20 protein-coding genes are annotated in these 21,141 nt (G+C 37.2%); 2 read left to right on the top strand and 18 right to left on the bottom strand.

Features of this window, described 5'->3' with window-relative positions:
• Positions 1 to 92: 92 nt before the first annotated feature.
• The 12 genes from CLO1100_RS06065 to CLO1100_RS06010 form a co-directional block, all read right to left on the bottom strand.
• Positions 93 to 2,471, bottom strand: a complete 2,379-nt coding sequence (locus CLO1100_RS06065; protein ID WP_014312872.1) for an endonuclease MutS2 — start codon at positions 2,469 to 2,471, stop codon at positions 93 to 95.
• A gap of 59 nt (positions 2,472 to 2,530) precedes the next feature.
• Positions 2,531 to 4,210: an AMP-binding protein gene (locus tag CLO1100_RS06060; RefSeq protein WP_014312871.1), complete on the bottom strand. Its 1,680-nt coding sequence runs from the start codon at positions 4,208 to 4,210 to the stop codon at positions 2,531 to 2,533.
• Between the two features lie 43 nt (positions 4,211 to 4,253).
• Positions 4,254 to 4,802 (bottom strand): cupin domain-containing protein, encoded by a 549-nt coding sequence (locus tag CLO1100_RS06055; RefSeq protein ID WP_014312870.1) that lies wholly within the window; start codon positions 4,800 to 4,802, stop codon positions 4,254 to 4,256.
• A 110-nt stretch (positions 4,803 to 4,912) separates the two neighbouring features.
• The gene (locus tag CLO1100_RS06050) at positions 4,913 to 5,203 is read right to left on the bottom strand and encodes a hypothetical protein (RefSeq protein ID WP_014312869.1); all 291 of its coding nucleotides are present in this window, start codon (positions 5,201 to 5,203) and stop codon (positions 4,913 to 4,915) included.
• 123 nt (positions 5,204 to 5,326) lie between these two features.
• Positions 5,327 to 5,842, bottom strand: a complete 516-nt coding sequence (locus CLO1100_RS06045; protein WP_014312868.1) for a hypothetical protein — start codon at positions 5,840 to 5,842, stop codon at positions 5,327 to 5,329.
• Between the two features lie 34 nt (positions 5,843 to 5,876).
• Entirely contained in the window at positions 5,877 to 6,518 is a 642-nt protein-coding gene (locus CLO1100_RS06040) for a DnaJ domain-containing protein (RefSeq protein ID WP_014312867.1), read from the bottom strand.
• Positions 6,502 to 7,380 (bottom strand): DUF5685 family protein, encoded by an 879-nt coding sequence (locus tag CLO1100_RS06035; RefSeq protein ID WP_014312866.1) that lies wholly within the window; start codon positions 7,378 to 7,380, stop codon positions 6,502 to 6,504. Before CLO1100_RS06035 ends, CLO1100_RS06040 begins: the two co-directional genes overlap by 17 nt.
• A 95-nt stretch (positions 7,381 to 7,475) precedes the next feature.
• Entirely contained in the window at positions 7,476 to 8,039 is a 564-nt protein-coding gene (locus CLO1100_RS06030; RefSeq protein WP_014312865.1) for a CDP-alcohol phosphatidyltransferase family protein, read from the bottom strand.
• 104 nt (positions 8,040 to 8,143) lie between these two features.
• Complete coding sequence (locus tag CLO1100_RS06025) at positions 8,144 to 8,569, bottom strand: thioesterase family protein (protein WP_014312864.1); 426 nt, start codon at positions 8,567 to 8,569, stop codon at positions 8,144 to 8,146.
• A gap of 112 nt (positions 8,570 to 8,681) precedes the next feature.
• Positions 8,682 to 8,879: an LAGLIDADG family homing endonuclease gene (locus CLO1100_RS06020; protein WP_024833688.1), complete on the bottom strand. Its 198-nt coding sequence runs from the start codon at positions 8,877 to 8,879 to the stop codon at positions 8,682 to 8,684.
• Positions 8,880 to 8,905: 26 nt separating this feature from the next.
• Complete coding sequence (mtrB, locus tag CLO1100_RS06015) at positions 8,906 to 9,139, bottom strand: trp RNA-binding attenuation protein MtrB (protein ID WP_004617461.1); 234 nt, start codon at positions 9,137 to 9,139, stop codon at positions 8,906 to 8,908.
• A gap of 67 nt (positions 9,140 to 9,206) precedes the next feature.
• Positions 9,207 to 12,683, bottom strand: a complete 3,477-nt coding sequence (locus tag CLO1100_RS06010) for a DNA polymerase III subunit alpha (protein ID WP_014312863.1) — start codon at positions 12,681 to 12,683, stop codon at positions 9,207 to 9,209.
• A gap of 205 nt (positions 12,684 to 12,888) precedes the next feature.
• On the opposite strand from CLO1100_RS06010, the gene CLO1100_RS06005 reads away from it, so the two are divergent.
• Positions 12,889 to 13,497 carry a hypothetical protein gene (locus CLO1100_RS06005; protein WP_014312862.1) on the top strand — a complete coding sequence of 203 codons (609 nt, stop codon included), beginning with the start codon at positions 12,889 to 12,891 and terminating at the stop codon, positions 13,495 to 13,497.
• Between the two features lie 112 nt (positions 13,498 to 13,609).
• On the opposite strand, the gene secA is transcribed toward CLO1100_RS06005, so the two are convergent.
• The 3 genes from secA to CLO1100_RS05990 form a co-directional block, all read right to left on the bottom strand.
• Positions 13,610 to 16,348 (bottom strand): preprotein translocase subunit SecA, encoded by a 2,739-nt coding sequence (gene secA / locus CLO1100_RS06000; protein WP_014312861.1) that lies wholly within the window; start codon positions 16,346 to 16,348, stop codon positions 13,610 to 13,612.
• Between the two features lie 87 nt (positions 16,349 to 16,435).
• Positions 16,436 to 16,843, bottom strand: coding sequence for a hypothetical protein (locus CLO1100_RS05995; RefSeq protein ID WP_014312860.1), 408 nt, complete (start codon positions 16,841 to 16,843; stop codon positions 16,436 to 16,438).
• The gene (locus CLO1100_RS05990; RefSeq protein ID WP_014312859.1) at positions 16,836 to 17,144 is read right to left on the bottom strand and encodes a YerC/YecD family TrpR-related protein; all 309 of its coding nucleotides are present in this window, start codon (positions 17,142 to 17,144) and stop codon (positions 16,836 to 16,838) included. The genes CLO1100_RS05995 and CLO1100_RS05990 overlap by 8 nt, the downstream gene beginning before the upstream one ends.
• Before the next feature lie 202 nt (positions 17,145 to 17,346).
• Here CLO1100_RS05990 and CLO1100_RS05985 point away from each other — a divergent pair, with 202 nt between their 5' ends.
• A complete protein-coding gene (locus CLO1100_RS05985) occupies positions 17,347 to 18,744 on the top strand; it encodes a hypothetical protein (protein WP_014312858.1) in 1,398 nt (465 codons plus the stop codon).
• Positions 18,745 to 18,793: 49 nt separating this feature from the next.
• Here CLO1100_RS05985 and CLO1100_RS05980 read toward each other — a convergent pair whose 3' ends face one another.
• The 3 genes from CLO1100_RS05980 to CLO1100_RS05970 are packed head-to-tail and all read right to left on the bottom strand — an operon-like array spanning position 18,794 to position 21,054.
• Positions 18,794 to 19,333, bottom strand: a complete 540-nt coding sequence (locus CLO1100_RS05980; RefSeq protein WP_014312857.1) for an ECF transporter S component — start codon at positions 19,331 to 19,333, stop codon at positions 18,794 to 18,796.
• Complete coding sequence (locus CLO1100_RS05975) at positions 19,334 to 20,578, bottom strand: homoserine dehydrogenase (protein ID WP_014312856.1); 1,245 nt, start codon at positions 20,576 to 20,578, stop codon at positions 19,334 to 19,336.
• Between the two features lie 35 nt (positions 20,579 to 20,613).
• Positions 20,614 to 21,054 carry an ACT domain-containing protein gene (locus tag CLO1100_RS05970; RefSeq protein ID WP_014312855.1) on the bottom strand — a complete coding sequence of 147 codons (441 nt, stop codon included), beginning with the start codon at positions 21,052 to 21,054 and terminating at the stop codon, positions 20,614 to 20,616.
• Positions 21,055 to 21,141 lie beyond the last annotated feature (87 nt).

Here is a 21,141-nt window from a genome sequence, read left to right as displayed (position 1 = left end):
TAAACAATATATCTAATATAAAGTAAAAGGCCACTAATTATTCTAATTTACCATATCTAAATTGTCAACCTTTTGCATGTTTTGGGCGTAAGTTAATTAAGTTCCACAACTGTAACACCGTTTTCGCCCTCACCCAGTTTACCAAGTCTGAAGCTTTTTATATGAGGATTATGCTTCAGGTGCTGATGGAGTCCGGCTCTCAAAGCTCCGGTGCCTTTCCCGTGTATAAGCGTTACTTCCCCCATACCTGCAATACTTGCATCATCGAGGTACTTATCAACAACGTCAACAGCCTCGCTGAGCATCATTCCACGCAAATCAATTTCAGTTGACATATTCTGTGCTTTCGAAACACCTATTTTACCCATTCCGGTTCTTTGTATCTGCTGTTTCTGCTCATCTACTAATTTGAGGTTTGAAATATGAACATTTATTTTCATAATTCCAGCCTGAACCTGTGCTTCCCCGTTCTTATCCGGTAGTGATAAAATCGTTCCTTTCTGGTTAAGGTTAACTATTAATACAGTATCACCTGGTTTAAGATTTTTAGGCGGTTTCACTAGCCCCTGTCTAGGCATTATGGACTCAACCAGAGAATCATCCAAATTGTTTATACTCTTGTTAAGTCTTTGACGAAGCTCCTCTGTTTGTCTTCGTACTTCAGCCTCCTCCTGCTCCTTTGCCAGTCTTTTCATTTCTGAAACCAGTTCGTCTGCTTGATGTTTTGAATCTGTTAGAATCCGTCGTGCTTCTTCACGAGCCTTTCGAAGTTCGCTTTCCTTCTGTGCTGCTAATCTTCTTTTCTGATCCTCCAAATCCTTTTTAAGTCGTTCTGCTTCCTGTCTGTAGCTTTCGGCACGCATTTTCTCTTTTTCGGCCTCGCTACGGTTCTTTTCTATACTTAATAGTATATCCTCAAACCTTATGTCCTCCTGAGACAGAAACTCCTTTGACCTTTCTATTATGTCATCTGTCAGACCAAGTCTTTTAGAAATGGCAAATGCATTGCTCTTTCCGGGTACACCTATAAGAAGCCTGTAGGTAGGTCTAAGTGTTTCCACGTCAAATTCGCAGGATGCATTTTCAACTCCTGTAGTAGAAATAGCATAAACCTTGAGTTCGCTATAGTGTGTTGTTGCCAGAGTTGTAGCACCCATCTGGTGCAGAGATTCAAGAATTGACATAGCCAGAGCTGCCCCTTCTGTGGGGTCTGTCCCTGCCCCTAGCTCATCCAGCAGTATCAGCGACTTGTTGTTGACACCGCTAAGTATATCCACAATATTCTTCATATGGGATGAAAATGTACTAAGGCTTTGTTCAATGCTCTGCTCGTCCCCAATGTCTGCATAAATCTTTTCAAACACACTCATCTCCGTTCCCTCATTTGCAGGAACCAGAAGCCCCGACTGTACCATTAAAGTAAACAGTCCCACTGTTTTAAGGGATACTGTTTTGCCCCCTGTATTAGGCCCGGTAACAATCAATGAACTGAATTTTTCACCGATCCAGAAATCAATTGGTATTACTTTTTGAGGATCCAGAAGAGGATGTCTTCCTTTTTTTATAATGATTTTGCCGGTATCATTAATTCTAGGACAAATACATTTATAATCTACTGCCAGTTTTGCCTTTGCAAAAATAAAATCAAGCCTTGCCATTATACTCATGTTTGCATTTAATTGCGGCAATATCAGAGAAGCATCCTGAGACAGCTCGGCAAGTATCCTGTCTATCTCCGTTTGCTCCTTCACCCTAAGCTGTTTTATACTGTTGTTCGCTTCAACAACCGCCATTGGCTCAATAAACAATGTGGCACCGCTGGCAGAAGAATCATGCACCAATCCGGGTATATCTCCCTTATGCTCCTGTTTTACCGGGATTACATACCTGTCCCCCCTCATGGTTACAACAGATTCTTGAATAAACTTCTGGTATTTTGTGGAACGAATGATGGAGTTCAGCTTATCCTTAATAGACGCCTGCTGCTCCTTAATCTGGCGTCTGATACTGCTTAGTGCAGGGCTTGCGTTATCAGCAATCTCATCTTCGCTTAATATACAGTTCTCGATTTTCTGCTCCAACCTCTGATTTGACTCAAGACAGGATATGAGTTCATTGACCACATTGGTTTTATTTTCGTCCAGTTTATCGTTAATATATCCTTTTAGCCTTCTGGCGGCTCTTAGTACTCCTGCAAGGCGCAGTAATTCCCCCGGACTAAGCACTCCTCCCATATCAAGCCTTTTAAGGGTCATCCTGATATCAGTTATTCCTCCAAGGGGAGGTGAGCCCCTTTTCAATACACAACTTACACCGTCATTGGTCTCTGACAGCATTTTTTCAACCGCCCTTAAATCAGTTTGAGGAGTTAGCTCTAAAACAAGCTCCCTCCCCAATTCAGATGCGGTCAAGCCTTTTAATTTATCAATAATTTTATAAAATTCAAGTACTCTTTGAGTTTTTTCATTCATAAGATAATCCTTCCAATTCATATGAAACATCAGCTTCTATGATGATTTGGAAGTTTGAATCATGAAGATTCAAACTTTTTATGATCATCCTGACGAAGCTGCGCTCTTTTTATTTTTCCACTAATTGTTTTTGGTAATTCATCAACAAATTCTATTATTCTGGGATATTTGTATGGTGCTGTAACTTTCTTTACATAACTCTGAATTTCCTTTTTCAATTCATCTGAAGGCTGATAACCTTTTGCAAGAACAATTGTCGCCTTTACAACCGTACCCCTTATACTGTCAGGCGCACCGGTAACGGCACATTCTACAACTGACGGATGCTCAATTACTGCACTTTCTACTTCAAAGGGACTTATTCTGTAGCCTGATGCTTTTATAACATCATCATTTCTTCCTACAAACCACAGGTAACCATGCTCGTCCTTGTAAACAACATCACCCGTATGGTATGTGTTATTATACCACACTCTTGCCGTTGATTCAGGGTCTTTATAATATCCGCAGAACAAACCTGCGGGCTTATTGGTATCAACATCCCTTATTACCAATTCGCCTTCTACTCCAACCTGACAGGAGTTCCCTTCTTCATCCACTACATCAATGTTGTAGGCAGGATTCGGCATTCCCATGGCACCGGGGTCTACCGGCAACCATTCATAATTTGCTACAATTACGGTAGTTTCAGTCTGTCCGAATCCGTTTAATATTTCATGTCCCGTCAGCTTTTTGAACCTGTTGAAAATCTCAGGATTCAAAGGTTCTCCTGCTGTTGAACAGTGCGTCATAGATGATAAATCAAATTTCGTAATATCATGCTGAAGCATAAACCTGTAAATTGTAGGCGGAGCACAGAAAGTCTTTATTTGATATTTTTCTATTTTCTCAAGCAGATTGCAAGGATCAAATCTATCCATATCATATAAAAATTGTACTGCACCGCATATCCATTGTCCAAAAAGCTTGCCCCATGCAAATTTTGCCCAACCTGAATCGGCAACTGTCAGGTGCAGCCCATTTTCAACAACCCTGTGCCAATACTTGGCAGTAACAATATGTCCCAGCGGATATGTAAAATCATGTATTGACATTTTAGGCATACTGGTAGTGCCTGACGTAAAATAAATTATCATATAGTCTTTATTTTGAGTATTCATTTCTCCTGCAGGCCTTATCCAGCTATCAGAAAAGCCCTCTATGTCCTTATCATAATCCAGCCATTTATCCTTGGTTCCGCCAACCATTATATACTTTTTAACCGTAGGGGAATCTTCCATTGAATTCTCAACATGTTCAATAATTGCCGAATCATTATATGCTATAATAGCCTTTACTTCTGCTGCATTGTTTCTATATACTATGTCCTTCTTCATCAGCTGATTTGTGGACGGAATAAAGGTAATGCCTATTTTCATGGCAGCGAATGCAAAGAAATAAAATTCATATCTTCTTCTTAATATGAACATTACCTTGTCTCCCTTGCCTAATCTGTTGGCAACCAGGTAATTGGCAGTCTTGTCTGACCAGTACTTCAACTCTCCGAAAGTAAACTTCTTTTCGTTTCCGTGGTCATCGCACCACACCAACGCAAGTCTCTCAGGTTCCAGTCTCGCATACTCATCTATTATGTCATAAGCAAAGTTGAAGTTAGATGGAACGTTTAGCTTAAAGTTCTCTCTAAAATCCTCATAGGATTCAAAATCAGTTTTACTCAAATATCGTGTTTCCAAACTCATTCGTATATCCTCCCAATACATTTAAACCATATTTTTTTTTAAATTAAAGTAAAATTATTGTAAGGAATCTGGCTTCCTTACCGTCCAAGGCAATCTGTTTGTGAGGAAGTGAAGAGTTAAAATATAAAGAATCCCCTGGTTCCAAATCAAATTTCTCTTTCCCTATTAACACCTGCATTTTTCCTTCCAGACAGTAATTAAACTCCTGTCCTTTATGAGAAACCATTTCAGGACTATTTCCGGGATCAAGTACAACAAGCATAGGTTCTATTTTTCTGTTTGAATATTTGTAAGCAAGACTTTCAAAGCTGTATTGGTCGTATCTTTCAACTTTGAGACCTTCACCTTTTTTAACGTGGCATATATCATGAAGCTTTGGTGATGTTCCTGTTAAAATTTCAGTAATGTTGACCTTATAAATCTCTGCCAGCTCATATAAAAGGCTGACAGGAATATCGTCTTCAGCATTTTCGTATAATTTATATTGTGCAAGCTTAACTCCCAGCTGCTCTGCAACTTCTTCCTCTGTAGACCCTGCCAGAAGCCTGAGTCCCTTTATTCTGACAGCGATGTCCTTGACTTTTTCATTCATATTTAAAACCTCCATGAGTGTTATAACAATGTAAATATTACCTAAAAAATAACAACAATATTCTTATTATAGCATATTTAGCCAAGGAGGTTTATTATATTTTATCTATTTCAATGTCTGATTTTTTTTCTCAGGACGGGATACAGCCAGAAACCAAGAGTCATGGTTATAAGACAGGCAGATATACCAAAAAGAGATGGCATTGACCTTAAAAAAAGTGTTTGAAATGTTGTTTCAGAGGTTCTTTCCATATAAACCGCAGTATTAATTATAATGTACGTAAAAAAGAAGGCTATTCCCAGCAACTGAAATATATAATGCTGTCTCAGCAGATTAACTGCAAAACCTGCAATAAATATTATTATAAAAACTGCTATTGAATACGAAAAAGCCGGCGACATAAACAACCTCCATTTGATTTTACGCATTAAAAAACACTGAATACTTTACAAATATTGTAATATACTCAGTGCTTTTATACAAATTATTTCTCAGTTAAAGGAAATCAAGACTAAATCATTGATTTAGATTTTAAGCTTTGGTTTTAGTGTAGACGAATAAAACCTTATAAACAAAGTGTACACATAGTCATACACTACAAAAACTATTTCCAGCAAAGCTGCAACTATATATACAGGTGCAGTTAATTCAACACCTGCCATTATAAATTCCTTTAGAAATACAAACCCGAGAAGCAGACATATATTAAAATAAACCAACTTTAATATATATTCCAAAACTCTGCTTTGCCGTCTTTCAAAATATAGTTTTAGCAGTCCGTAAACTCCGAAAAACACTATATATGGCAGTACTTCAAGTCTTGGAATCAAAACCGCCGACAAAACAGCAGATGCAGCATAAAAAGTCCATCCTGCTTTTGAGCCGAATTCGATTATTATTATTGAAGTAAAAAGCGAACTTACTGCATATAACGAAAGCCTGCTGGTAGGCAAAACAGATGCAAGAAACACACATATGACGGTAAACCCAAGAAGAATTCCGCTTAATGTAATTTTTTTGGCTCTTGTTGCGTTATTCATATCTACCTCATAAATTTAGTTTAAATCTGGAGCATTAGCAGCAAGAAATTAAATCTCCCCCACAGCACTCACACATTGAATCAGAACACCATAAGCATGTACACATATCGCAAAAGCTTGGTCCTGCACCATATCCACGATTAGCAGCATTACCCCGGTACATGTTATTATTTACATTTATCCGGTTAAGGGCGTCCCTGTATTCATAGTTTGAAGGGTCCATGTTTACAGCCTGCTTGATATTCATTATAGCTTCGTTGTACCAACCTTTTTTCATAAAGACCAGTCCGCGAAGATAAAACCATTCGGCGCTTCTGTTTTGAATGCTTTCGAGTAGTGATTCCGCAGCTGCAATGTTACCTGTATTTATATACATTCTTACTTGTCGGAAGTTGTCTCCTCCTGCATTTCCGCCCGCTGCACCTCCAAAACCTGAAGCCCCTGGTGCTCCGCTTCTCCCACTCCAGCCATTACTGGTTTTGGCGGTCTGACCTTTTCCCGTAAGATACTCATAAGCTTCATTTACTTCTCTGAGTTTTTCTTCAGCGAGTTTGGAAAGAGGATTATCATGGTATTGATCCGGATGATATTTCTTTACCTGTTCTCTGTATGCTTTTTTTATTTCTTCTTCTGATGCTCCCTCACTTATTCCTAGTACTTCATATGGATTTTTCACCTTTACCACAACTCCTCTGGCACAAAATTTTATCCGTTTTACTTAACATACCTATATATAATATGTTCTCCAATATTCCTTTATTTTCTTTTAAACTAAGCAATTCAAACGCCTTGGATGCTTCCTGTAAGCAATATAATACCGTAAACTCCGCCTGACTCTTAATATCATTCTTAAAAACCGCTAAATTTTGGCCCTTATAATTGAACTGAGTAAGAAATGGGTTATAGCTGGAGTTTTTTAGATCATCTTCCATATCGTCAAAAGCATCAACCAAATATATCCATTTCCCGATATTATAACCCATCCATCTTAAAATTTGTCTGGTTTTATCATCTAGTCTTTCGTAGTCCAAAACCTCTTCCATAAGCTTTGCAAAAGGCTCAGAAGCAGCATCTATGGAATTACATTTTTCCTTTTCTAATTTGGACAAGTCGCTTAGTCTTTGGTTAATTATAGCACACTTTTTCGGATATTCCACAACTAACTTTCCATATGCTCTTTTAAAAGCTGCCATACCTGCCAGTGCTATTTTCGATTTGTCATCATTCCACTTATCTTTCATATTATTATACGCTAAAATAATATTTATGTCGGAAGAATAATCAATAATTTCATTATGCGTGACAAATGATTTTTTTAATGGATGGACAATGCACCTTTCCTTGGTGAGACCTGTTTTTATTTTAAGTACGGAGCCCAAAAGAAGTGCCAGAAAAGCAGCATCATAAGTCAGCGTCATTCTTTTAATCTGTCCGTGCCTTTTTCCTATTGATTTACACACACCGCAATAATATGCCCTGTATATGTCAAATTCCTTTATTTTCAATTCCGGTTTTTCCGGCATTATATAACCGAACATTGTATCCTCCGTTGATAAACACTGCTGCGAATCTTAAACAAACCACTTTTATTTAAAAAGGTACACAAAATGTGTACCTTAACATACAGATGCAATTACTTGTTTTTTTTCTCATTATAATCCTTGGAGAATCTAAAATAAATAATTATATACATTGTTAGTGCAAACAACGTACATGCTACCGCCAAACCTATTGCAACATAGATGGCATTTAATGCATAACCGCTGTCGCCTGCTACAATTTTAAGTATAATAGTTGCCAGTATTGCAAAATAAAATATTACTGTGGCTAACTTACCATACCAGTTGGCTCCTATAACCGTTCTTCCTTTTTTATACACCATTATACCGCCTACTAGCATTAAAGACTCCTTAATTACAACAATAACCAAAACAACTAAAGGTATAAATTTATGTAGTACAAGAAAGACTAATGCTGTTATCTGCATAAGCTTATCAGCCAAAGGGTCAAAAACCTTGCCCCATTTTGTAATTAAATTATACTTTCTGGCTATATAGCCGTCAAGTACATCCGTAAACCCGCCAAAAGCGAAAAGAATAATGGCTGTAGTATATTTTTCACAGTAAATAAAGTAACCTAGAAAAGGCACTATTATGAGTCTTAATAATGTTAAAGCGTTTGGAATATATTTTCTCACCAGTACACCACCTGATTACCAATATTAGAGTAAATAGCACACCTAGTTTATCATAATGTGTCATTTAAATGCAATAACTTCTTATTTCTTCAACTTACATGACTTTAGTCATCCCTTGCCGCTTTTTCAATTATTTCATAAAGTTCGGGATAATGTTTTTGCAAGTTTATAGGCTTTAAATCACAGGTGGTCCAAACATGAGAAGTTTCTCCTGTTGTAATAGGATTTTCCATATTATCCGATTTAAATACCTCATATTTAAAATTCAGTCGGGCTTTTGAGTAACTTTTGATACTTGTCCTTACTATTATATTATCCTCATATGTAGATGAGTTGATATATTTACAATGCAACTCCAATAGAGGCAACATTATACCCAAAGATTCCACACGTGAATAAGATATTCCGCTTTCCTTGATAAATTCTGTTCTACCTACTTCAAACCATACGGGATAATTTGAATGGTGAACAATACCCATCCTGTCTGTTTCAGCATACCTGACTGTTAACGGTACATCTATATATAGCATACGATCATTCTCCTTAAAAAGTATGATAATTATATTACAAATAGTAATATTTTTGCCTGATAAGCAGTAGTAGCTCCGGGCAAAAGCTCGGAGCTACTATCATTCATTTTTATTAATAACCCGTTTCAATGATTACGCTATGTGCTTCTTCAACCTCTGCTTCAGGAACGAGAACTTCATAATAATTGTCATTGTTTTCATGATTTTTACTTATAGGTCTCAGTTTCACAAGAATACCCTCATTGGACAAAAGCTCCTGAAGCTGATTAGCAACATCTTTGCTTTGGGCCATATATACCACTGTCCACATTATCATCTACACTACCTTTCAAATTGTTATTCACCGCTTTGAATAGTACCATATCTGCAATAAACAGTGGCCTTGCCTCTTATTTTTATCGCAGAAGTATTCTCTGTAAATTGCGCCAAAAGAACTTCGCCCTTATCCAACTTCTCGGTATGATGAAATTTTGTATCCCTTCCACGCGTTAACCCGATAATTGTGACCCCGTTTTCCCCAGCCTTAATAGCAACGTACTCACCGGATAACTTATCCTCCAGGTTGTCCATATATAACCACCTCGACACTTATATTATATTATTTTGTACAAAAAATCAATATTTGGCTACTTTTTCGTTATTTTAATACCACATTTTCTTCGCCTAGCCTGCTTACTAATTCTTCCATTATTACATTATTGACATATATCCAGTATTGCCTGTCAAGTTTTTTGAAAAAATTTTGATTTTTTTTTGCAACGTAAGTTGGAGTAGCACCTGAAAAATATTTTAAAAGTGCTCTCAAAGCTGCGCCATCCTCCTTTGGAAGCTGTTCAGGCAAAGTTAAATACAATCCCTTCTCTTGAAGACCTTTTATAGGCAGAACTTCCTCTGCAATTATTTTAGGCTGTTCGTCCTCTCTTACACTAAGTCTGCCGTTTACAATTATTATACTTTCCTGCTGTAAAAGCTGAGAAAATTTTTCATACACTGTAGGAAAAACTATGAGTTCCATAGTACCGAACAAATCTTCAAGACCTACAAAAGCCATTAAATTATTATTTTTTGTTGACTTGGTCTTTTTGGATACTACTATACCTCCTACAGTTACTCTCATGGAGTCCTGAAGTTTTTTACTGTTTAACTCCATATCACTTGAATTTTCATCGTCAACAAACATTTCACTGCTGTATAGGTTTACATTTCGTTCCAATATATCTTGATATTCACTTATCGGATGGCCTGAGACGTACAACCCCAGCATCTCCTTTTCCATTGAAAGAAGTACATTTGCAGGGTATTCCTTTATGTCCGGAAAATCCTCCTGCAAAAGCTCCTGTGGTTCACTCATCATATCAAATATTGATAGCTGACCGTCCATATTCTTTTTACGGTTCTGTGAAATTCCATCCAGAAGTCTCTCATATACTGCCATCAGCTTTGATCTAAATACTTTAAGCGAGTCAAAGGCTCCGCTTTTTATAAGGCTTTCAACACACCTTTTGTTAATATCACGCCCCTCTATTCTTTGACAGAAATCCAGAAAAGATTTAAATTCTCCGTTCTGTTGTCTTTCTGTAATAACAGATTGTATTGCATTTTCTCCTACATTTTTAATTGCCGCCAAACCGAAACGTATATTTTTATTTACAACTGTAAATTTTACGTTGCTTTCATTGATATCCGGTGGGAGTACCTGAATGTTGAGGGTTTTACACTCATTGACGTATTGGGATACTTTGTCACTGCTGCCCAAAAAGCTGTTAATGGAAGCTGCCATAAACTCTACGGGATAATAGTATTTAAGCCATGCGGTCTGATATGCCACAACAGCATAGGCAGCAGCATGGGACTTGTTAAAGGCATAGCTTGCAAAGTCCATCATTTCATCAAATATCTTATTGGCTGTAATCTCATCTACACCGTTTTTTACCGCACCCTTTACAATCTCGTTACCTTCCTCATCTGTTATTCCGTATATGAAGTTCTTGCGTTCCTGTTCCATTACGGATATCTTCTTTTTGGACATGGCACGTCTTACAAGGTCAGACCTGCCCAATGAGTAGCCTCCCAGCTCTCTTACTATCTGCATTACCTGTTCCTGATAAACCATGCAACCATACGTAACATCAAGAATACTTTCAAGCATCGGATGGTGATACTTTATCTCTTTTGGGTTGTTTTTATTTCTGATGTATCTTGGTATCTGATCCATAGGGCCCGGTCTATAGAGAGAAATACCCGCTATGATATCTTCCAGTGAGTTTGGCTGGAGTTCCTTCATAAACTGAGTCATTCCCGCACTTTCCAGCTGAAATACACCAGCTGTTCTGCCCTCTCCTATCATTTTATAGACTTCCTTGTCATCATAATCGATTTGCTGAATGTCTATTTTCCTGCCATGACCTTGTTCTACCAAATCTACTGCATCACGAATTACAGTAAGGGTTCTTAGTCCAAGAAAGTCCATTTTGAGGAGTCCCAACTCTTCAAGGGGTACTGCCGTTACCTGGGTTGTCACACTATTGTCGTTTAATTGGAGAGGTACATATTCTACTATTGGTTCCTTTGAAATAACAACTCCGGCAGCATGTGTGGATGCATGACGTGGAAGACCTTCAAGGGTTCTTGCTGTGTCAATAAGCAACTGAGTCTCCTCGTCGGTTTCATACCTTTTTTTCAGTTCCTGATTCAGCTCTAATGCCTTATCTATATTCATACCAATTTGAAACGGTATCATTTTTGCTATAGCATCAACGTCCCCGTAAGGAATATCCAACGCTCTCCCAACATCTCTTATAACCGCCCTTGCAGCCATGGTTCCAAAGGTAATTATTTGAGAAACCCTGTCCTTTCCATACTTTCCGATTACATAATCAATTACTTCCTGTCTGCGCTCGTAACAGAAGTCAATATCTATATCAGGCATGCTGATTCTCTCAGGATTTAAAAACCTTTCAAACAAAAGGTTATACTTGAGAGGGTCAATACTGGTTATTCCAAGGGCATAAGATACTATACTTCCTGCTGCGGAACCTCTTCCCGGTCCTACCATTATACCCTGATCTCTTGCATATCTTATAAAATCCCATACAATGAGAAAGTAGTCTACATAGCCCATCTGCGATATAACTGAAAGCTCATATTCAAGTCTGTGAATTATTTCTTCCGAACAATTCTCGCCATACCTTGATTTGAGTCCTTTATAACACTGCTCTCTCAAATATTCATAAGGAGTGTAACCATCCTCTACGTCAAAGCTTGGCAAGTGCAGCTTTCCGAATTCCAGCTCAACGTTACACATTTCGGCAATTTTTACCGTATTTTCAAGAGCCTGCTTAACATTTTTAAAGTTCTCATACATTTCCTCCGGTGATTTTACATAAACCTCATCCGTGTTAAACCGCATTCTGTTATCATCGTTAATTGTTTTGCCTGTTTGAATACATAATAGAATCTCATGAGATTTGGCATTTTCCTTTGTGAGATAGTGTGCATCATTTGTGGCAACCAAAGGTATTCCCAATTCCCCTGACATCTTAATAAGCTGCTGGTTAACCAGATTTTGCTCGCTTATTCCATTATGCTGAAGCTCAAGGTAAAAATTCCCTTGTCCAAATATGCGATTTAAATTATTAGATAGTTCCACAGCTTTTTCGTAATCGTTATTCAGTATTGCAGACGGAATATCCCCTGATAAACATGCACTCAGGGCTATAATTCCTTCTGAGTATTTCTCCAAGGTTTCATAGTCTACTCGGGGCTTGTAATAATACCCTTCGGTAAACCCCAGTGAGACTATTTTCATAAGATTTTTGTACCCTATCTGATTTTTTGCAAGTAAAACAAGATGGCCATAATTAGAGTCAATTCCCGGCTGCTTGTCCTTCATATTCCTTTTTGCAGTATATACCTCACAACCAAGTATAGGCTTAATTCCATTTTTTACAGCTTCTTTATAAAACTCTACAACTCCGTACATTACTCCATGGTCAGTAATGGCTACGCTGTCCATGCCCAGTTCTTTAACCCTTTGTATAAGGTCTTTTATTCTATTTGCTCCGTCAAGAAGACTATATTCAGTATGTACATGCAGGTGTACAAAATTCCCCATTCTATTCTCTCCAAACTATATATAAAAACATTTTATTCAAACTAACTACAATAATTATACCACAATAGATAAAACAATTTTTATGTTTTAATCAGTCGCAATATGTCTGATTATTCCTTCAAATAGCTTGGTACATACGGGTTTCGGGAAATATAGCGACCTAATCGGATTTTAGTGATACAATGTATCTGCGAGGTGGTAATAAGTGGAATATACAGAAGATAAAATAAATTCTTTTACTGGCATACTTAGAAAAGCAGGGCTATTGTCCGTTGATTTAATTTACAGGATAAACTATAAACTACTATTTGGTTCAAACCTGTACTACAGACATAGGATTTCATCCTTCAGGTCCTGTGTTTTTTGCCGCAATCTGCACTACAACAAGACCATAAAAAAATACGTTTGTTCACATAAGGAATATGAAGCCAGTAGTTCTCTTGTTCCCTGTATTATTCCCGACTCATATTCAAAGCTGGTTAAAACATATAGTGAAGAAGCCTTTCAAGTACCTTGGCTTTTTAAAAACCCATGTCTTAATTTTGACGTATTGGAGCCTAAGAGTTACTATCGGAATTTCCTTTCACTGAATATGTCAAGCAGTATTATCAAATTGGAAACCCTTGAAGGTATATTGACCGGCAAATGCTATGGAGAAATTCCCTGTCATATATGTGCCTTGGTAAATAAAGCCGCTTATACGGGATGCCGATATGCCTCCCGTGCCAAGGAAACAGGCAGATGCAGTATTATTTATGATAATCTCAAGGAATACTACACAAGTTATGGCTCTTCGATGACCAATGTTTCCTAAACCCTTTAATTTACGTTTTACGCCTAACCCCTATTAGTGCTTAAAATAAAATAACTCAACTTCTAACATAGAAGTTGAGTTATTTTATTTATATTTATATAATACGTGTTTATTATTCACCTTGACCGCAGCAGAATTTATACTTCTTTCCACTTCCACATGGGCACATATCATTTCTACCAACCTTCGCCTTGTTTACAACAGGTTTCTTCGGTTCGTCCCCATGACTTGCTGCAACAGGTTCTGCAACCTTTTCACGTTGAGGAGCGTGTTCTCTGTCGATCCTTGCTCTAACCAGAAGTCTGATAGAATCCTCCTGAATACTCTTAATCATTTCTTCAAACATCTGGAATCCTTCAAACTTATATTCAACAACAGGATCTCTCTGTCCGTATGCTCTCAAACCTATTCCTGATCTCAATTGATCCATTGCATCAATGTGATCCATCCACTTTTCATCAACAACTCTGAGAAGTACTACTCTTTCTAGCTCTCTCATTAATTCAGGAGTGTTTTCTATCTCCTTGAATTCATATATCTTATTAACAATTTCCATTAGTTTTTCTTTAAGGTCTATCTTATCCATGGAAGCCTTTTCTTCATCAGTCAGAACAAAAGCACCCTGTGGAATAAATACACTCTCAAGATAAGCTATTATACTTGGCCAATCCCATGTGTCGGAATATTCACTTTCTGTACAGTAGTTTGCTATAACACCGTCTATAACGCTTTCAAACATTTTTATAAAGTAATCTTTCAGGTTGTCACCATCTAAAACTGTTTTTCTCTGAGCGTATATGATTTCCCTCTGCTTGTTCATTACATCATCATATTGCAGAACTCTCTTACGTACATCAAAGTTTCTTCCTTCAACCTTCTTTTGGGCATTTTCAATTGCATTTGACAACATTCTATGCTCTATAGGCTGATCATCTTCAAGACCAAGTGCATTAACTATATTGGTTAATCTTTCTGAGCCGAAAAGTCTCATTAAATCGTCTTCCAGTGAAATGTAAAATCTTGATGAACCGGCATCTCCCTGACGACCTGCACGTCCTCTCAACTGATTGTCTATACGTCTGGATTCATGTCTCTCAGTACCTATAATGTGCAATCCGCCTGCTTCAACAACCTTTTCTCTCTCTTTATTTATAACAGCCTTAAATTTATCATTTAGTTTTCTGAACTGCTCTCTTGCCTCAATTATAAGCTCATCAGTTGTTTCGTTATAGCTGGTTGACGCATTTATAAGTTCCTCGTCATAACCCAACTTACGCATTTCCTGTTTTGCCATATACTCGGCATTACCGCCAAGAACTATATCGGTACCTCTACCTGCCATGTTAGTTGCAATGGTTACTGCTCCCAGCTTTCCGGCCTGAGCAATAATCTCTGCTTCCTTGTCATGGTATTTTGCATTCAATACCTGATGGGGAATACCCTTTCTTTTAAGCATAGTACTTAGGAATTCGGATTTTTCAATTGAAATTGTACCTATCAGCACCGGCTGACCTTGTTCATGGCACTGTACTACATCTTCTATAACTGCGTTAAATTTACCGATTTCATTTTTATAAACAACATCTGGATGATCTTTTCTTGCCATTTCCCTGTTTGTCGGAATTATGATTACATCCAGTTTATATATTGTGTTAAATTCATCTTCTTCTGTCTGAGCAGTACCTGTCATACCTGCCAGCTTGCTGTACATTCTGAAGTAGTTCTGGAATGTGATGGTTGCAAGTGTTTTACTTTCTCTTTCTACCTTTACGCCTTCTTTTGCTTCTATTGCCTGATGGAGACCGTCGCTGTAACGTCTTCCGTACATAAGTCTACCTGTAAATTCATCAACAATAATGACCTCTCCGTCATTAACAACATAGTCCTTGTCTCTTTTCATAAGACCATGTGCTTTCAATGCCTGATTAACATGGTGTGAAATTGTCATATTTTCAGGGTCGGACAGGTTCTCTATTCCAAAATACTGCTCCGCCTTTTTGATACCATTTGCCGTAATTACCGTTGTATGTGCCTTTTCATCAACAATGTAATCTTCGTCAAAGACTTCATCGGCATCAACCTTGTCATCCATTTGAGTAATTACTTTTGCTCTTAATTTTGAGGCAAAGGAATTTGCCCTTTTGTACAAGTCGGTGGACTTATCACCCATACCTGAAATAATAAGAGGTGTTCTGGCTTCATCTATGAGGATGGAGTCAACCTCATCCACTATGGCATAATTCAAGTCTCTCTGAACTCTGTCTTCCTTGTATATAACCATGTTATCTCTCAGATAATCAAAACCCAGCTCGTTATTTGTACAGTAAGTTATATCACAGTTATATGCTGCACGCCTATCCTCATTTTCCATGTCATGTACTATAAGACCTACAGTCAATCCCAGGAAGTTATATATTTTTCCCATCCACTCGCTGTCACGTCTTGCAAGGTAATCATTTACGGTTACTACATGAACTCCTTTTCCTGATAGGGCATTAAGATATACAGGCAATGTTGCAACAAGGGTCTTACCTTCACCTGTTTTCATTTCTGAAATTCTTCCCTGATGCAATACAAGACCGCCTATGAGCTGAACTCTGAAGTGTCTCATACCCAATACTCTTTTTGAAGCCTCACGAACAACAGCAAAAGCTTCAGGTAAAATATCATCCAAAGTCTCACCATTGGCAAGACGTTCTTTAAATTCAGGTGTTTTAGCTTTAAGCTCTGTATCTGTTAATTTCTGTATCTCCGGCTCACATGCCTCGATTTTATCAATAATCGGATAAATCCTTTTTAATTCTCTGTCACTATATGACCCAATAATTTTTTCTATAAAATTTTTAACCATAACATAATCCTCCATGACCCGCAACGGGAAAATTTTTTAATCTGTCTGCACGAAAATAACCCATCAATTGTGGGGTAATTAATAAAATTAGCAGCAAACAGGCGGTGAGGAATCAGATTGGCTAAACAGAAGCCTTCTTGAAGAAAAAGCTATATTTATATTTGAATTAAAATAAACTAATACTAAAAGACTTAGAATGGCAATGGAAATAGACATCAGCAACGCAAGTTCCCCATGTCTATTATTATTTGGCATTTCCTTATTTAAAGCATCTGCGGAAATTGCCTTAAAAAATGAAAGGGGTGTTCCTTTTCTACGTAAAGATGCCTCTTTCTGCAATTCTAAAACAGAAACAGCACTTCTGCTTTCCTGAATCATATCAAGATGTGTAAAATTTATCAAGTATAAGTCAAATAAATCGGCAGCATTATAGACCCCATTTTCAGAGGCTAATGCAGATAATATGATTATACTTAAAAAAAGCTTCTTAAACATTCATTTGCCCATCTTTCTCTTGCAATCTATCAAGTACGGTATTATACCCGTCAGCACCATAAACAAGACATCTGTTGACCCTGCTTATGGTTGCCGTACTGGCCCCGGTTTGCTCACAAATTTCTGTATAGGTTCTCTTTTCCCTTAACATTTTTGCTACCTGAAGCCTTTGTGCCAAAGCCTTAAGTTCTGCAATCGTACAAAGATCTTCAAAAAAATTATAACATTCTTCCCTATCCTTTAAAAGTAAAATTGCATCAAATAAACTATCTGTATGTTCATCCCTTAATTTGGAATTCATAATTAAAACTCCTCAATTATAAAGCAAAAAATATTCTGCATAAAATTATTTTATTATAAAGATACAATAACAGCTTTTTATAAATCAGTCAAGGTTCTACAAAAGCTACGTATTCTACATAGTTCCAATTCTATAATCACAGATAAATGAATAACTATATATTGTGCCAAGCGTATTTACCAAAGTTTATAAGGAGGATTATATGAATCGGCTTATTATGATAACTAATAAACAAAAACTTCTAATACTGGCCATATCTGTTATATTTATTATACTATCTGCTGCCTTAATTTCAATGCTGGAATTTCCAAAAACTACAATAAATGATATTCCCACAAAGCCACAGAATCTTTCCGGTTCTCAAAGTGAAAATAAGCGGTTGAAGGAAATTTTATCTTCTATTGTACCGGAGGATAATAAAATTCTGTATGAGGATGATTTCAGAAAAACAAGTAATTCTAAAAATCTGGCTGGAGCTGTGGATGTCAAGCCTGCAAACATACAGAATTCGGGAGATTCACTTTCTTATACTACAATTTACTCCGACGAGGAATATTTAAGGCCAATATATGTAAATTCGTGGAAACAAGCTTATTATCGTGGGTGGCTGTATCTCCCTCGCAAAATAATCTATGCAAGACATAATTTGTTTGCTTACACCGGAAATTCCGCAAATATTTTAGATATTGAAGGAGAATTGGGGTTCTATCCTAACATATCCATAGATAACGAAAACTATCTAAACTTTCTTATTTACAATTATGATTTAGAAAATGCAGTTAAGCGGGGTAATAGGATTGTCTTCTTTGGAAAACCTTTAAAAAAGGGCATTCAGATAGTTGCCATTAAAAAAGAGGATATAAATAATTATGAAAATTATAACAATATAATAGCACAGCTTTGTACTCCGGCTGGCTATGAATTGGATTACCAAAATATGGCTTTGAGCAATAGTGGAAAGGCAACTGAGGATTACGGGATTGATGATGATACTGTCTTAACATATTCAAAAAATAATTCAGATTTAACTAAACAGAATGTTCGGTTGCGTCAGGAACTGACACACTACATTTCAGACTCCTCTCAGGAAATCTATTTTCAGCAAAATGGAGGCTATCAGACATCCGATGTACTTGATACAAACATAGATTTGGAAGAAGCCTTTAACAGTTCCAAGCCTCTAGGCCATAAATTTCTTTACAACAACTTGAAATACAAAAGCCCGGTTTACCATCCTGACTGGAAGAAAAACTACGACCTTGAATGGTGCTATTTACCGAGAAAAATATATCTTAATATGAAAGAAATTTTTGTACTACCTTCAGATACTGATGTGCTTGACGACTTGTATGGAGAACTGGGCTTTTTTGAAAAGCGTCCTTCCATAAACAAAAAAAATGCAGGCTTCTTTATAAAGAACTTCTCTGTTGATTCGATTCATTTGTTTGAAAACAATATTATTGTTACCGGTACGCCGTGCAGAAAAGGGGTACAGATAATCAGTATTCCTAAAACTACTTTGGCTAAAAACACAGATTTTGCAGTCAGACTGGTTACGAAGGATCTATGCGAAATTGATGCTGACGTATTAAAAAATTAAAGGATAGCATAAAAGCCGGAATTTTATTAATCTTCCGGCTTTCTTTTATTCAACGTAATAAATTTTTAACCGCTCTTGTCCTAAATAATACAGTAAGAAAAATCAATGCAAGGACTGCACTAAGGGCTCCCTGAATCAGATTACCCGGAAGGTCTGCAATAATGCTCGCCATACCCAGAGTCGGATTAATCATTCTCATAACAGTCGCCTGATATATAAAATATCCCAGAACCATTTCCAGTCCACCGGCTGCAACAGCTATTGCCTGTCTCAGGCGGGACGGAACACCATTTTTTCTACTGCCGATTGCTCCTATTATATATCCTTCAATGCCTTTGATTATCAAGGTTGCCGGAGCATATATATAATACCCTGTCACAATATCGGCCAGTGCTGAGCCGATTCCACCTGCGATGAATCCTACCCTTCTTCCTAAAAGAATAGCAGTAATCATAATGGCCGCATCTCCTATATTATAGTAGCCCTGAGTCATTGGACTGGGAATCTGCAAAAACGGGGTAAAGGTAATCAAAAAAACAATCGCTGTCATTAATGCACAAAGTACTAATTTTTTTGTGGTAATTCTCATTTATTCTTCAATCCTTATTCTGTTTAATACTGTAACGTCAGGGGCAGATTCAAGCTTGTCAAGCTTTATGGTGAATTCGCTTTCTGCTATCTTGCCGCTTATAAATGCAAACTCATTGTCCTTTGCTTTGGAATGTAATTCTACAAATTCAGTTTCTCCGAATATTGATAAAATATCCTTCTTTGCATCAGCTATGCTTTTTGCAGTTACCCTAACCAAAAATTTGGTAGTGCTTTCTTGGATGGGCAGAATATTGTTCTCCTGTGTTCTCACCCACACACCCGCTGTTCCGAAACCCGGATGTTTTGCTATGTCAATAACATCGGCTACAACAGCACTTGCAGTAGGCAATTTTCCTGCCCCTCTTCCATAGAACATTGCATCTCCTACAGCATCACCATTAACAACAATTGCATTAAAAACATCTTCAACATTAGAAAGGGGATGTTCATTAGGCACAATGGCAGGTGAAACACGTGCAAATATCTTACCGTTTGATTTTTTGCTAACGGCAATCAATTTTATAACTCCGTCTATTGCATCTGCATATTTCATGTCATCAACAGTTATCTTTGTTATGCCTTCGGTATATATATTTTCACAATCGACGAATTCATTATACGCAATAGATGATAAAATGGCAATTTTCCTACAAGCATCATGTCCCTCAACATCAGCTGTTGGATTCTGCTCCGCATAACCGTTCTGCTGTGCTTCCTTTAGTGCAGTTTCAAAGCTCTTGCCTTCTTTTTTCATTTGGGTCAGTATATAGTTTGTAGTTCCGTTTAGTATACCAGTTATACCGTTTATCTCATTTGCTGCCAGACATTGATTCAACGGACGTATTATAGGAATACCACCTCCGACACTGGCTTCAAACAGATAGCTAACACCATTATCCTTTGCCATTTGCAGCAACTCCGGTCCATGGGTTGCAACAAGCTCCTTATTGGAAGTTACAACACTTTTTCCGGCCATAAGAGCTCTTTTGGTAAATTCATGGGCAATCCTTGCCCCTCCTATGGTTTCTACTACGATACTAACTTCACTATCATTGAATACGTCATCCGCATTTTTTGTAAGCACATCCTTATCCGGACTATCCGGAAAATCTCTTATATCCAATATCCATTTTACTTTTATGTCTGTTCCAGCACGCTGTCTTATGCTTTCACTATTTTTCTTAATAACCTCTGCAACACCGGAGCCAACAACTCCGTAACCTAGAATAGCAACATTAACCATAAAAACCCTCCTGCAATAAATTACATTTTGTTACATTACCTAGCTAATATTTCACTTTTTCTGACACCCTCAACCTTGTTAATCTCTGTTAAAAGATTTTGAATATCTATTTTCATATTCATAGTTTCAATAGAAATTGTCACATCTGCCAAACCATTTATAGGTATGTTTTGGTTTATTGTCAATATATTTGCACTGGCTGAAGCAATTTTATTTATAATACTCGATAGAATGCCCGCAAAGTCTTCTACAACGAAAAATAACGTTATGACCTTACCCCTTGATGTCTCATTAAAAGGGAAAACATAATCTTTGTATTTGTAGTAGGCGCTTCTGCTGATTCCTACTTCTTTGACGGCATCGTTAACAGTTTTTATTTTACCAAGACTAAGAATCTTTTTAACTTCTATAACCTTTGCAAATATGTCTGGCAAAATAAATGAATCAACTAAAAAAAATATAGATTCTTGTTTCATATTTTCTCCTGTCCGTGTGATACGTACAATTGTGTTTCCTTGGTGTAATATTAGCATATTTTTTCTTTTAATGCAACTAAAAAAGCA

The sequence above is a fragment of the Clostridium sp. BNL1100 genome, assembly GCF_000244875.1.
GTDB lineage: Bacteria > Bacillota > Clostridia > Acetivibrionales > DSM-1351 > Ruminiclostridium.
This window is presented reverse-complemented; position numbering and strand designations above follow the sequence as displayed.